The organism is Bdellovibrio bacteriovorus str. Tiberius (genome assembly GCF_000317895.1).
GTDB classification, from domain to species: Bacteria; Bdellovibrionota; Bdellovibrionia; order Bdellovibrionales; family Bdellovibrionaceae; genus Bdellovibrio; species Bdellovibrio bacteriovorus_F.
Genome location: NC_019567.1, coordinates 1,488,516 through 1,502,005, shown reverse-complemented (window position 1 = coordinate 1,502,005; position 13,490 = coordinate 1,488,516). Strand labels below are relative to the sequence as shown.

At 49.9% G+C, this 13,490-nt stretch carries 12 protein-coding genes; 8 read left to right on the top strand and 4 right to left on the bottom strand.

The genetic code is table 11. The features are described from left to right. The first annotated feature begins 25 nt into the window (after nucleotides 1-25). Nucleotides 26-2,851, top strand: a complete 2,826-nt coding sequence (locus tag BDT_RS07195) for a hypothetical protein (protein ID WP_015090590.1) — start codon at nucleotides 26-28, stop codon at nucleotides 2,849-2,851. Between the two features lie 42 nt (nucleotides 2,852-2,893). On the opposite strand, the gene BDT_RS07190 is transcribed toward BDT_RS07195, so the two are convergent. Beyond that, complete coding sequence (locus BDT_RS07190; RefSeq protein WP_148278753.1) at nucleotides 2,894-3,565, bottom strand: hypothetical protein; 672 nt, start codon at nucleotides 3,563-3,565, stop codon at nucleotides 2,894-2,896. Nucleotides 3,566-3,675: 110 nt separating this feature from the next. Beyond that, entirely contained in the window at nucleotides 3,676-4,365 is a 690-nt protein-coding gene (locus BDT_RS07185) for a MarC family protein (RefSeq protein ID WP_041577322.1), read from the bottom strand. 284 nt (nucleotides 4,366-4,649) lie between these two features. Between BDT_RS07185 and BDT_RS07180 the strand changes: the two genes are divergently transcribed. The 4 genes from BDT_RS07180 (at nucleotide 4,650) to BDT_RS07165 (ending at nucleotide 10,001) form a co-directional block, all read left to right on the top strand. Next, nucleotides 4,650-7,805, top strand: coding sequence for a S8 family serine peptidase (locus tag BDT_RS07180; RefSeq protein WP_015090585.1), 3,156 nt, complete (start codon nucleotides 4,650-4,652; stop codon nucleotides 7,803-7,805). An 83-nt stretch (nucleotides 7,806-7,888) separates the two neighbouring features. Then, the gene (locus tag BDT_RS07175; RefSeq protein WP_235046297.1) at nucleotides 7,889-8,401 is read left to right on the top strand and encodes a hypothetical protein; all 513 of its coding nucleotides are present in this window, start codon (nucleotides 7,889-7,891) and stop codon (nucleotides 8,399-8,401) included. A gap of 14 nt (nucleotides 8,402-8,415) precedes the next feature. Beyond that, the gene (locus tag BDT_RS07170; RefSeq protein WP_015090583.1) at nucleotides 8,416-9,600 is read left to right on the top strand and encodes a hypothetical protein; all 1,185 of its coding nucleotides are present in this window, start codon (nucleotides 8,416-8,418) and stop codon (nucleotides 9,598-9,600) included. A 92-nt stretch (nucleotides 9,601-9,692) separates the two neighbouring features. Further along, on the top strand, nucleotides 9,693-10,001 hold the full coding sequence (locus BDT_RS07165) for a hypothetical protein (RefSeq protein WP_015090582.1): 309 nt from the start codon (nucleotides 9,693-9,695) through the stop codon (nucleotides 9,999-10,001). Nucleotides 10,002-10,039: 38 nt separating this feature from the next. On the opposite strand, the gene BDT_RS07160 is transcribed toward BDT_RS07165, so the two are convergent. Beyond that, entirely contained in the window at nucleotides 10,040-10,309 is a 270-nt protein-coding gene (locus BDT_RS07160) for a hypothetical protein (RefSeq protein WP_015090581.1), read from the bottom strand. 258 nt (nucleotides 10,310-10,567) lie between these two features. Between BDT_RS07160 and BDT_RS07155 the strand changes: the two genes are divergently transcribed. Further along, nucleotides 10,568-11,368 (top strand): hypothetical protein, encoded by an 801-nt coding sequence (locus tag BDT_RS07155; RefSeq protein WP_041577320.1) that lies wholly within the window; start codon nucleotides 10,568-10,570, stop codon nucleotides 11,366-11,368. Between the two features lie 348 nt (nucleotides 11,369-11,716). Then, entirely contained in the window at nucleotides 11,717-11,887 is a 171-nt protein-coding gene (locus BDT_RS19065; protein ID WP_041577316.1) for a DUF1328 domain-containing protein, read from the top strand. A 42-nt stretch (nucleotides 11,888-11,929) separates the two neighbouring features. Here BDT_RS19065 and BDT_RS07140 read toward each other — a convergent pair whose 3' ends face one another. Next, nucleotides 11,930-12,883: a YeiH family protein gene (locus tag BDT_RS07140; protein ID WP_015090578.1), complete on the bottom strand. Its 954-nt coding sequence runs from the start codon at nucleotides 12,881-12,883 to the stop codon at nucleotides 11,930-11,932. 122 nt (nucleotides 12,884-13,005) lie between these two features. Between BDT_RS07140 and BDT_RS07135 the strand changes: the two genes are divergently transcribed. Then, on the top strand, nucleotides 13,006-13,458 hold the full coding sequence (locus tag BDT_RS07135; protein WP_015090577.1) for an OsmC family protein: 453 nt from the start codon (nucleotides 13,006-13,008) through the stop codon (nucleotides 13,456-13,458). Nucleotides 13,459-13,490 lie beyond the last annotated feature (32 nt).

Genomic DNA, 13,490 nt, shown 5'->3' with positions numbered 1-13,490 from the left:
AACAGGGGGATTAAGAGGTGACTGTATGAAGGTTCTTTTGGCTCTGATGACGTGTGTTTTGATGCTCCCCGGATTTGCGATGGCGCAGGTTCTGGACAACGCCCAAAGCCCCCCGCACAACTGGAAAAGCATTGAAAATGAGTTTGTAAAAGTCATCTATCCGGAAGAGTTCCGCCCTAAAGCAATCTATGTGGCAAATCTGATTCAGCACTATTCTTCGGTGGTGGGTTTAAGCTATGGCATCACCAAACCCAAGAAAATCACCCTGATCATCCGAAACGAAGTGGCCCTTCCCAATGGCTTTGTGGCCCGTGCCCCGCGCCGCACTGAATGGTTTAATGCCGGTGCCTACAGCCCCATCGTGGGTTCTTTGGAATGGCTGCAGATCCTGTCCATCCATGAATACCGCCACGTGCAACAAATGGATGATTTCAACAAAAACACCGTTCGCTATTTTGATTACCTTTTCGGGGACCTGGGCCTGAATCTGGCCGACGCCCTTTCGAAAAAACCGTGGATGGCAGAAGGGGATGCGGTTTACGCTGAAACCAAATACACGGATGCCGGCCGCGGCCGTTCACCGCGTTTCCTGACTCGCCTGAAGGGTATTTTGCTGGGCGGAGAAACTCCGACTTACGATCAATTCGTGAACGGCACTTACCGCGACGTCCTGGTGAACCAGTACGTTTATGGTTATGTGCTGATTTCCCGCGCCTATCAAAAATATGGTGATGATTTCTGGGAAAAGCTGACCGACAAGATCACTCATGGGCCTCACCCGTTCCGTCTGGAATCTGCGTTCAAAGAACTGACCGGCACAGAGTTTAAAACTTTCTACTATGAAACTTTCAGCGAACTGCGTGAAACGTGGAAAAAAGATGCCTTCCCTGATTTGCCAAAAACAGACTATGCGGTGACTTTCAATCCGAAGGTGACTGGCAAGAATCTGTATTTTGTTAAATTTGACATGAACACCATCCCGGCGATCTACAAGGCCACAGCGGAAGGCGATAAAAAAATCACCGATGTTCCGTATTCAGAGGACCTGAGTCGTATTGATTTCTCTGCAAACCACGCAGTTTACACGGACTATGTGCCTCATCCCCGTTACGGCTATCAAGGGGCGGCAAGTCTGGTACTGGTGGATTTGGATAATGGATCCCAGTCTTACATCACCGGACCTCAGCGTTTGTACAATCCGAAATTCAGCCTGAATGGCAAAACCATTCTGGCAGCGGAATACACAGACAAAATGGTCTGGAATATCAATGAAATCAGTTTGGAAGGAAAAACCCTTCGCACCCTGTCGCTGCAAGGCCTGGATCTGCTGGAAGCTGTGGCCATCAATCAGGATGAAATCATTGCGATTGCTTCCAACAACACCGGGCACAAGTCCCTGATTCAGGCGCGCTTTGGTTCTGCCGAATACAAAGTGCTGCTGCCGTTTTCACGCAACAACATGTTTGGACTTCAAAGCGACGGAAAAGCCGCCTTGTTTGAAGCCCAATACAAGGGTGCCAACGAAATCATTCACCTGAATTTGGCCAACACGCAGTTCACCCAGTGCACGCACAGCAGAATTTCATCTTACGCACCGACCTTTGATGGCGAAAGCTTCCTGTATTCTGAAGAAACGCCTTATGGTGCAAGAACTCAAAAAGCGCCTTTGAATTCCTGCAAAGTGCTTCCTGCCACCGATCTTGTCGACTTTAACTATCTGGGTGAAAACCCAAGCGATAATTACAACAAGTTCCCGCAAGTGTCTTTGAATGATCAGCAGTCATTCTACACTGCCAATGCCGACAAGTACTCTGAAACCGACTATGGCATGTTTGACACCCGTGGGTTCACACCGCATTCCTGGAGCTTCTTTGGCGGCCGCGGGATGTCTTTGACGCTGATGACGGACAACTATCTGCATGATTTTGGTTCGATGATCACCATCGGATCTGATGGCGAGGAAAACACTCCGTTTACTTCCGTAAAAATCGACTTTAAGCGCTACTGGCCGGTGTTCAGCATCCTGGGTGACATCCGCAATCGTGCCGCGGATGTCAACGGCAACACGCAGGAACTGACCTGGCGTGAAGGCTCTTACGGTTTGGGTGTGGCCCTGCCCTATGCATTTAAAAACAAAACCTACAGCGGTTACCTGCAGTTGGATTATTCCGCAAAGATCCTGAAAACCGAAAGCTATCGCCTGGACAAAGTGTCCGTGCCAGGTTCACAAGCCTCGACCTACGTGGATCAGCAAGTGGGCGTGTTGTTTGCCTATACCAAACAGGCGCAAGCGCGTGCCTTGCTGCCGCCGTTGGGTATGGACATTCAGGCGTTCTATGAAGATGCCAGTGGCGTGTCTGACGAGGAAGCTCCGGGGTCTTATCGCACCTACGGTCAGCTCCGTTTCTATCTGCCAGGCTTTATGGAAAACAACGGCATTCGCCTGACTGGAAACGGTCAGGAAAACCGTGAAGGAACCGGCAACTATATCTTCCCGACACCCGCGTTCAATCCCGTGGGATACATCTATTCCCGCGGTTTTGACTATGTTCCGGCGGATAGATTTGTGAAAGGCAGTTTTGAATATCTGTTCCCGCTGTCTTACCCCGATTACAACCTGGGCGCATGGATCTATTTCAAACGCGTGTATGGAAATCTGTACTTGGATCACACCAAAGTTATGCTGTCTTCCGTGGATGCGAACCTGAACAGTTACGGGGCCGAGCTGATTGCGCAGACCGTGGTCTTCCGTTTGCTGCCGATCGATTTCGGACTTCGTTACATTCAGAAGGTCGACCCGGCTGAAGGCGAAGGGGAATTCTTCCTTGGAACAAATTTGACATTCTTCTAATAAAAAAGGCCGGGTTTCCCCGGCCTTTTGTTTTTTCAGAATCTATTTCCCGACCGTGCCGGGAATCCCGTCAAACATGAGTCCCACTGTGAAGTAGGAACCTGAAAGATCCAGCGAATCCACGCTGCTGCTGACTGTACCGGAACGTTTCAGATCTTCGATTTTGTTGTGTTCGATTCCACCTTCGAATACGAAATAAAAACGCTTGTAACCCAAAGCCAAAGAAATCCCGGCGGCCGCGTAAGGTGAAGCGTACCAGTTGTCACCCACACTTTTGGAGTAATCGCCGTTTTGTGCAGCAGACTTCATGGTGACTTTGGTATTCGTTCCGCCCACCCCGGCAAATCCGTCAATACGATAGATGTCGGTACGAACAAATGGCACGCGCGCCATCAGCAGGAATGCATCCTGATCAAGTTTGGCAGTGTAATCGGTGTTGGGATCTGCCGGATTTTCTTCACTGTCTGCCAGTTTTTTGGCATACCGTGCCCCGACATCCAAATACTTCATAACTGGATACGTAATCTCCACTCCCAACTGAGTGACACCTTCAATTTTTTTCATATTCTGGGTAACAAGATTGTCGTTAAGAGGCCCGGGAGCTACCGGAGTCATCCCGGCAAAGAGCCTTGCCTGAACCGGAATTTCCACTGCCGATGCAGTGGCAGTCAGGATTAAAGAAAACAATCCAACGACAACGGGGAACTTCATCATAATCACCTCATGAAGTTCCATAGTAAGTATGACGAAGCAATTTGCTCAAGTCGAGGACGATGGATCCCATCCATTTCTCGACCGCAAACCGAAGGTTGTTTTCAGGACTTTTATGGTTTCAACGAAGGGTAAATATTTATCAGGCTGATCACGCCGTTGACTATGATCTGCAAGCCAACGCAGAACGTGAGAAAACCCACCAGTTTATTACAAACCTGCATCGCCTGGGGACTGAGTCTTGCAAGTAGCGTCGGCGCCGAATAGTAGCAAACAAAAACCAGCGCACACATCAGCACACTGGCCACCAGAACGGCCACGACCTGAAACAAATGAATCTCGGCATCGGGATGATAACTGTTGGCACTTAATGCCAGCAAAACCGAGATCGTCCCCCCACCCATGGTCGTAGGAAAAGCCAGTGGATAGAACAAATGTCTCATTAACGAAGACTGAGCCGGATCAGAAGGCTTCACAGCTTTTTCAGGGTCGCTTTCTTCATCAGACTTCGACAGAATTTGCAGGGCCATCCGGGCGATAATAAATCCCCCCGCCAGCTGCACCACCGCCGTCGAAATTCCAAACAAACGGAAGAAGTAAACCCCAAAGATCGCAACAACAAAACAAAGGCCCAGACAAAAGGTCGCAATGGACAAAGCGGCCTTGCGGCGAACCTCTGCGGAATGCCCCATAAAAAAGGGCCCGACTACCAACGAACTGCCAACGGGATTCACCGGCGGAAAAAGCGCCAGAAAAGACAAAGCCACCAAATGAAAGAACGAATGAACCGACAACGTTTCCACAGATAAATCCTATTTAATCCATTCACGCTACTTTAAGAAGAGCCCCAGAGCCAACCAGATTCTGCACGCATTTCGCGGTCAGTGCTGGAATCTGCGCGTCTACAAATAGTCCCCAAATCCCCACAATATGCTTGCTCTAAGCCCTCCGAAGCACTAGAAAAAATGCCGAAACTGGTGGCATTTTTCCCGGCACGGATCTTGGAATATTCCCCACTGGAATTCCAAAACCCGTTTTTCGGTGTCGCTATGGCACTGAAATGCAACTTGAGAGCAAAGGGCGCTAAATGAGAACGTTTAAACCGAAGACAACACCAAGAATTTTTTCATCCCTGCTGATTTCAGCTTTGTTGTTCACGGCCTGCAGCCCGTCGGCTCAAGCTCCGAAAGGTCAGATCTTCAATTCAGATTTCCTGGAAGGCCTTTACAGCAACCGCCCGACTGTTGAAGATCCGTATATCTTTATCGTCAAACTTTCCAATCCGGCTTTGCTGGAAACAGCGCAAAGAAAAGACGGCAAACTGGTTATCGACAAAAAACTTCTTGCCGCGATTCAGGCGGAACAGGAAGCCACTGTTGAAGAACTTAAAAAGATCTCTGCTGATATCAAAGTTCTTATTCGCTACAAACTGGTGCTGAATGGTTTTGCGGTTTGGGCACCTGCGAACGTCTATGAAAAGATCAAGGCCGTTCCAAACATCACTCTTTCTGAAAAAGCGGGTTCTTTCGCCCGCCCTTCTGAAGATGAAATCAACCTGAAAGGCCTGGTTGGCAAAAACACGTCCGTGAAATTCATCGGTTCTGAAGCCGCTTATGCCCAGAACATCCGTGGTCAGGGCATGCGTGTGGGCGTGATCGACACAGGTGTCGACTACACTCATAAAATGCTGGGTGGCGAAGGCACAGAAGAGGCCTACAAAGCTGTCAATCCAAACGAAACTCACCCGTCTTTCCCGAACAAAAAGGTTGTGGGCGGTATCGACATCGTGGGTTCTGAGTACAACTCCGGCGCACCAAATCCAGTGAAGCGCATTCCGGTTCCGGATGCGAACCCTTTGGACGAAGCAACTCACGGCACCCACGTGGCCGGCACTGTGGCTGGTGTGGGTGACGGCGTGAACACGTATGATGGTGTCGCTCCGGATGCGGATCTTTATGCGATCAAAGTTTTCGGCGCTAAAGGATCCACCAGTGATGAAGTTGTGATCGCGGCCCTGGAATATGCGGCAGATCCAACGGGTGACCTGACTTTCCAGAAACAACTGGATGTTGTGAATCTTTCTTTGGGCAGCGGTTACGGCAATCCTCACATCATGTACAATCACGCAATCAAAAATCTGGTGCGCGGGGGAACTGTTGTTGTGGCGGCCGCGGGTAACAGTGGTGATTTGCCATACATCGTGGGTGCCCCGTCTGTTTCTGATGACGCTATTTCCGTGGCTAACAGCATCGACAACATGAACCAAAACGTGCTTTTCCCAGCGGCAGAATTTGCAGTTAACGGCGAAGCCCTGGTTGTTGAAGCCATTGAAGGCGCCATCACCAAACAATTGGCTGAAGTGACTGATTTGAAAGGCGAGCTGGTTTATATCGGTACAGCAGCCAAACCTTTGGATGAAGCGACCAAAGCTCGTCTGCAGGGTAAAATCGCCTTCATCGACCGTGGTGAAGTGAACTTCTCCGTGAAAATTCAAGTGGCTCAGGAAAATGGCGCTATCGGCGTTGTTGTTGCCAACAATGCTGAAGGTGCACCGATCGTTATGGGTGGTGACGGGAAATTTGACATCCCAGCCATCATGATTGACCTGACATCTGCAAAACGTATCAAGGCGGCATTGGCGCAAGGCCCGGTTGAAGCCAACCTTAAAACCACGGCTCAGATTGAAAAACCGTGGATGGCAGACACCATCTCCCCGTCTTCTTCCCGTGGTCCCCGTTCTGAAGACGGTATCATCAAGCCTGAGATCTCTGCTCCGGGCACCAACATCATCTCTGCGGCTCGCGGTGCTGGTGACAAAGGTGCGACGATGACTGGAACCAGCATGGCCAGCCCGCACATCGCAGGGGTGATGGCGTTGCTGAAACAAAAATACAGCACACTAAGCCCGGCCGAGCTGAAATCAGTACTGCTGGCACACGGAAAAGTGATCCACGCGGCGGACAAAAAGGTTTACTCCGTCAGCCGTCAGGGTGCTGGACGTGTCCAGGTGGCAGAATCTTTGAATGCCAAAATCGTGACGGTTCCGTCTGTGATTTCTTTTGGTATTACCGACGTTGAAAAACAAAAGACCCTGGCTAAAGAAATCGTTGTTAAAAACATCAGCGACGAGACTGTGACTTTGACAGCTCAGTGGACTGGCTCTGAGGCTTTGCAAATCACGGCAGCAACTGTAACCTTGGCGGCCGGCGAATCCAAAACTGTTCTGGTTAAGGGCAAAATCAACGGCTCTTTGATGCAAAACTCTACCGACGAGCTGGATGGATTCCTGACCTTCAAGGCTCAGGACAAAACTTTGGCGCAACTGCCGGCTTTGGCGGTGACTCGCAAGATTTCTAAAATCTCGGCGTCCCCTGTTGTGGTTCATTCTTCTTCCAAAGCAGACAGCGCCGGCAGTCTGGCGGAAATCGTTCTGAAAAATGACAGCGTAAATCCGGGTGAAGCTTACCTGTTCAACCTTTTGGGTGCTGACGGTCGCAAGAAATCTCCGAAACAGGACCTGGTTCACAACCGCAACTGTGACCTTCAGTCTGCAGGTTACCGTGTGATTGAGTCCGACAAAGGCCGCGTACTTCAAGTGGCTTTGAAGCTTTATGAAGGCATGACCACCTGGCAGCGTTGCGAAGTGAACGTGCAAATTGATTCCAACGGTGACGGCTTGGCAGATCAGGAGCTGGCAGGCTTGCCGGCGTCCGACCTGCCGGGCATGACTGGCGATGACTTTGTCAGCCTGCTATTGGATGGCAACCAGGCCCGTGAAATGCGTCGTCAGTATGAAACAGACTTTGCCACTGATCCGAGCAAAGCCAAAGAAGACTACAGTGGTGCGGTTTTGGATATTCGCGGAATGGGTGTGTTCGATAACTCCACCCTGGCGATCATCGAGGCTGATATCTCGTTGCTGTCCTTTGCAGAAACTGGGGAAATCAGCCTGAAGGTTTCTACAACCCACGGTGACAACGGCGCGATTGAATATGACGACTATCTGGGCGAGCACAGCTCTCAGTGGGAAAAGGTTTCTGTGAACACCAATGCTCAAGCCTACACCCAGATCCCTGAAGTGATCGAACTGGATGCTCAATCCAGCACAACCGTGAACCTGATCAAAGGTTACGGCGCTGGTGACCTGATCCTTTACGCGCCTCAGAATCGCTCGGTTCGTGACGTTCTGCTTGAGGACAACCAGTCCCAGCTGATTCCAGCCACGTTCAGCGACGAAAATTAATTTTAGTTTGAAATTTTCGTCAACATCCATAAACTTTACAGGGGGACCTCAAGTCCCCCTTTTTCTTTTCAAGGATGGTGGCTATGAAACAACTTCTGGTATTGGCAGCTTTGGCACTTCTTTCCTCTTGCGCGATGAAGGGGCAAAGCATTCGTGATGTTCCCACTATCAATTCACAAAATATTCAAGCGCCCCTGCGTGACCTTCCGAAAAAGGAAGTGACCATCAGCGTGGTGGATGCCCGCAAAGAAGAAGTTAAAGCCCAAAGCGATGAACTGCGTTCCGAAGTGCGCCGGGCCGTTGCCGAAGCTCTGGAACGTCAGGGTGTGGCGGTGAAAACTCCGGGCGCTAACTCAATGCTGCTGACGATTGAAGATTACCAAACCGGCCAGTTCAAAGAAGGCTGCGTGAAGGTGTCCGGCATTCTGACAATTCCAAATAAAGCCAAAGTCAAAGCCGAAGCTTCCAGTTGCTTTGAAACCAAACACCCGTTTGGATTCAAAATGGGCACTGACATCACCAAGGCCTATGAAGAGGCCCTGAATCTGCTGTTTAAAAACCTGGATTCGGCCTTGTCCGAACTTTACACGCGCTAGAAAGGTCTTACCCTGTGCAGTTGATTATTGCCCTGCTACTGATCTTTATCCCGCTGGCGGCTTATTACTATTGGCTGCTGTTTCGTAAAGACAGTGGCCAACCCACTCAGTATCTGGGACAAAACTGGGAAGTCACAGCACAGGCATTTTCTGAAAAAAACGGCGCCTCCGGTTATTATCTGCACTTCATCATGGACTTTCCCCACCACAACGTTCACCTGGATTTCCATCGCGAGTCCTCGTGGACTGAAATGCTGAAGGGACTTTCCGTTGCCCGCGAATGCCAGACTGGTGATCGCACTTTCGATGATCTGGTTTATATCAACACCGACAGCCGCACGATTCACAATCTGTTGAAATCCGAGCACACCATTCGCGCTGTGATTCAGGAACTTTTGACCGACGAAGCAATTAAAAAGATCCAGATTAAAAACGGAAAGATTTCTGTGCATTTGAAAACCTATCGCACAGATTTGTCTTTCAAGCGATCCTTCATGAAAAAGATGAAGACCGAGGATCTGGCGCTGTTTCTTCAGGATTTCACCACAGTTTCGGGAAGCCTGCTAAAACTGAAAAATCTGCTTCTGGATAAATGGGGAACGGACCCTATCAATTGGGATCAAATCGGTTTTCGCCGGGGCCTGAAGCTGACTCTGATGGGCCTGGCCCTGACGCTGACAGGAGTGATGTTTTATTCCCATGCCTACTTCAGTGGAAGTCTGGGCTTAATTCACGAAGGAATGCCCTTCTTTGCCTGGGGATTAATACCGTCACTGGCTCTGTTCTTTGCCCTGATGACCGGAGGACTGGTCAGCATGAAGGGTTCGGCCTGGGCGCCGCACTTTTTATTCCCATTCTTATTTTTGATGATTATTGCCGCTCCGGCCTGGTCTTATTCCACATTTAAGTTTCTGAACTATACAAAATCCCAGCCTGAGCAGATCTTGTCCATGGACATTCATTCCAACAGGATTGAAGTGCGCAAATCCAAACGTTCACGCCGTCAGGTGTGCCATGTGGTCAGTCCCGATCCGATTGAATCACACCGCGCCGAAGGAAATGACCTGGCCCCTTCGGTTTGCGAAATAATTGATCAAATCCGAAATCGCGGCGAAAAGCCTCAACTCCAGTATGACATGCACAAGGGCCGCTTTGGATTTCATTGGTACACCGAAAGAAAACTGGTGAATAACCGGTAATTCACAAATCCCAACCATTCCCTGACAATCTCCTGACAACATTCGCGGAACATTTTGGCTATAGTCCCGGTTCTGAAAACATAGGAGATAGAATGAAAGCACTTATCTTTGCCTTGGCACTGGGCGTTTCCGCAACAGCTCAAGCTCACAACTGCGTTTCTGCTGATGGTTTGATCATCCCGAACGGTAAAACTGTTCGTATGTACTACAGCGCTGAACCGACAAAACAAATCGGCCCTAACTACACTTGCAACAGCACTGCCCGCACACGCACTTGCATCGATGGCGCGCTTTCCACTTCTGTGATCAAATGCAGCGAATATGATTCTGGTGGCTGTGTTGACTGGTGGATGGACCGCTTGGAAGATTCCGACTTCAGCTTTGCTCAGTGTAACGATTAATTTCAAAAACAAAAAAGCCAGGGTCCTCCTGGCTTTTTTTATTCCAGCATTTTCTTTAGCTGGTCTTTTTCATCATCCCCCGCAATCAGCCATTCCGGTGGTACATGCTCGGTCACATAGTCCCAGGACTGCTGACACATCTTTTTAGCCAAGGGCTTTGCATGCAGATCTTTGAGCAGATTCAGATGCCGCAGCAGAATCGTGCGTGTGGGTTTGTAAAAACCTTCATTGTCCTTGCCAGCGTTGGTGATCTCGTCTGAGGCTTCAACTCGGGCAATAATGTCTTTAAAATACTTCTCCAAACTCATATCCGTATTGGAACATGAAAAATCTCTGATTTAAAGAATCATCAAATTCATTTTTTACCAGACCTCCGTCGGCATTTTCAAACCCATCGTCCTGAATTTTTATGTTTCAGTGTGAAAGTTAACATACTTCGGAAGCCTTCTTGTATTTTGAAAGTACAGCTTTGTCTTACACCGGTGACATGATTTTGAACCCATAACAGTTTACCCGGCACCGTTCGCACGTTCTTCAGCAGGAGCCCCCGACACTTTGGAGGTCTTTTGACGAACCCTAAGCATCTTACGAAAGCTGTTTCTTTCGCTGCTATTGCTATTGCATTTTTGATGGCGGCTGGTTGTTCCCCTTCCTCTACTTCCCTGAAAGATCTGGCCAGCACCATTGAAGATGGCAACGGCAGCGCGGGCACACCGGATACGGGCGAACAAACCCCCACTGAACCCGCCAACCCATCTGAACCATCCGTGCCGTCTGTCCCTGACAACAGCTACAAAATAGAAGCCCTGTCCTGGGAAACATCCACAAATCCAGAGCGCAGACAGTGGTCTGAATACCTGCACAAGATCATCCTGGATGACTGGAACACCCTTCTGGGTGGCGCAGATGACATGAGCAAATTCTGCCCCCGCTACAGCTCTTTGGACAACGATCAGCGGGCCAATGTGTGGGCCGCGTTGTTCTCGGCCATGTCGAAATATGAAAGCGCTTACAGCCCCACATCACGCATGCATGAAACAACCATGGGGACTGATCCTGTGACCGGCAATCCGGTTTATTCTGAAGGTCTGTTGCAACTGTCCTATCAGGATGTGCAGTGGGCTCGCTGGTGTGAGTTTGACTGGAGCAAAGACAAAAACCTGGCCGCGAAAGATCCCAAGAAAACCATTCTGGATCCGTACAAGAACCTTTACTGCGGAGTCGGCATCATGGCCAAACAGATCAAAAACAAAGGTCTGATCACGGTGGGTTCCGGCGCGTACTGGGCTGTGCTAAAAAGCGGTGGCAAATATCAGAAGATCACCGAGATCTCTGGCATGGTTAAAAAATTATCCTTCTGTAAGTAACAAGACGGTCGGGCGTCGCTCTGATTTCCCTCGGGGGGCGCCCGGTCCGCACCGTATTTTTGTTTTCTAAAACATTTCCTTTAAAAACTTGGCCTTTCAAATCTTCTGCGCCGATCCTATAAACCACCACATGCGTGGGAGGAATCATGCAGGAGCCAATGGATCAGTCTGAAAAACACATCCATGAACTGTGCCGAATCTGGGAACTGGACGAGATGCAAAGGGCATCCAAACGCCATCAGCGCGAAACCGTCCCGTATCCTTCACAGATGAACAGCTCAAGGGATAACTTTGAGGACTTCTATCTGCACCCGCACTCACCCCCCGCCCCAACTGAAAGGAGCTCTTATGCTTAGAGCCGCGATAGCTTTCTTTATTCTAGCGATTGTAGCCTACATCTTCGGTGCCAGCGGCGTAGCGGGGTTGTCGGTGGAGATCGGACGAATCTTACTGTTCGTCTTCCTGGCTTTGGCCATTATCAGCTTTGTCATCAATCTGGTCAGTGGTCGAAAGCCCTGACGGAATAATAAAAAAGGCGCTGTCACCAGCGCCTTTTTTATTTTAGTGAATCCATCCAATCAAAATCGCACCCAGCGTGCAGGACGCCACCACGATCCACAACCCCACCCCTTGCAGGAACGGTTTGATGCCGACGCTTTTCAGGGTTTCCTTCGTCAGGTTGGCACCGATCAGGAACAACGTCACTACCAAAGCGCGTTTCGCCACGGTTTCAACCACGTGGCCCACCGGGCGCAGTTCGGGAATCCAGGTCACCAGGGCGGCTGCGATCAAAAAGCCCAGAATGAACCAGGGCTTTTTCGCCTTGCCGGCACCACCTTCCACTTTTTGACCGCGGAAATAGAACAAACCAATCAAGAACGTCACCGGAACAATCCACAACGCGCGTGCCAGTTTTACCGTGGTTCCCACTTGCAAAGACTCTGGCCCATATTGCAATGTTGAACCCACCACAGAGCTGGTGTCGTGAATTGCCAAGGCACTCCAAAGACCAAACTGGGTCTGCGTCAGATTCAGCAAATGACCAATCCAAGGAAAGATCACCAATGCACAGGCATTCAGCATGAACACCGTACCCAATGCCACGGATACTTCATGAGACTTGGCGCGAATTGTAGGAGCCACCGCCGCAATCGCACTGCCCCCACAGATCGCGGTGCCCACCGTGATCAATGTAGAAGTATCACGTTCGATCTTAAGCATGCGCCCGATCACCATCCCCAAAAGCAAAGTGAAAGAGATCCCCACCACAGTGTAGCCGATGCCCTGAAAACCCACTCGACCCACGACCATCAAATCCATCCCGGCCCCCAGACCGATCACAGAAAGACTTAACAGATGATGAGTATAGCTGCGGGTTTTATCGACATAAGGATTACCCAAAAAAACAGCCAGCAAGACGCCCAGAACCAAGGCCGCTGCGGAAGAGACAAAGGGGAAAAAGCACAAAAGTGCCGCTATCGGAAACGCAATTTTTGCTATTTTTGTTTTGTTCATAGATCCACTATGCGTGGCGGGAATCCTTCTGTCACCTAACAATCGTAAAAATGCATTTTGTCGGAGCACTAGGCGAAGGACGATTAAACATCTTATGCTTTCCTCGAACAAAGGAGGTTGCAATGCAACGCAAAGGTTCAGCTCACTGGCAGGGAAATCTTCAACATGGTAGCGGCGAACTGTCCACAGAAAGCGGCGCCCTTAAGAATCTTCCCTATTCCTTTTCGGATCGTTTTGAAAATGGCATGGGGACCAACCCCGAAGAACTGATTGGCGCAGCTCACGCCGGCTGCTTTTCCATGGCCCTTTCTGGAGCCCTCGCCAAAAAAGGATTCAATGCGGAATCGCTGGATGTCTCTGCGACAGTGAGCCTGGAAAAGTCCGGCGAAGGATTTTCCATCACGTCTTCCAAGCTGAAGCTGCGTGCGCTGGTGCCGGGCATTGATCGCAAACTCTTTGAAACCATTGCTCAGGATGCCAAGGCCAACTGTCCGGTTTCAAAGGTGCTCAAGGCAGAAATTTCTTTAGAAATCGACTTCCACGAGCTTCGCTCCCCTTCTGCATCCGCACACTAGTCTGCTAAACACCCCCGGAGATCCCGGGGGTT

Bases quoted from the DNA above. Each gene is read 5' to 3' on its own strand.
- BDT_RS07195 (WP_015090590.1), top strand. From the start codon at position 26: ATGAAGGTTCTTTTGGCTCTGATGACGTGTGTTTTGATGCTCCCCGGA.
- BDT_RS07190 (WP_148278753.1), bottom strand. From the start codon at position 3,565: ATGATGAAGTTCCCCGTTGTCGTTGGATTGTTTTCTTTAATCCTGACT.
- BDT_RS07180 (WP_015090585.1), top strand. From the start codon at position 4,650: ATGAGAACGTTTAAACCGAAGACAACACCAAGAATTTTTTCATCCCTG.
- BDT_RS07175 (WP_235046297.1), top strand. From the start codon at position 7,889: ATGAAACAACTTCTGGTATTGGCAGCTTTGGCACTTCTTTCCTCTTGC.
- BDT_RS07165 (WP_015090582.1), top strand. From the start codon at position 9,693: ATGAAAGCACTTATCTTTGCCTTGGCACTGGGCGTTTCCGCAACAGCT.
- BDT_RS07160 (WP_015090581.1), bottom strand. From the start codon at position 10,309: ATGAGTTTGGAGAAGTATTTTAAAGACATTATTGCCCGAGTTGAAGCC.
- BDT_RS19065 (WP_041577316.1), top strand. From the start codon at position 11,717: ATGCTTAGAGCCGCGATAGCTTTCTTTATTCTAGCGATTGTAGCCTAC.
- BDT_RS07140 (WP_015090578.1), bottom strand. From the start codon at position 12,883: ATGAACAAAACAAAAATAGCAAAAATTGCGTTTCCGATAGCGGCACTT.
- BDT_RS07135 (WP_015090577.1), top strand. From the start codon at position 13,006: ATGCAACGCAAAGGTTCAGCTCACTGGCAGGGAAATCTTCAACATGGT.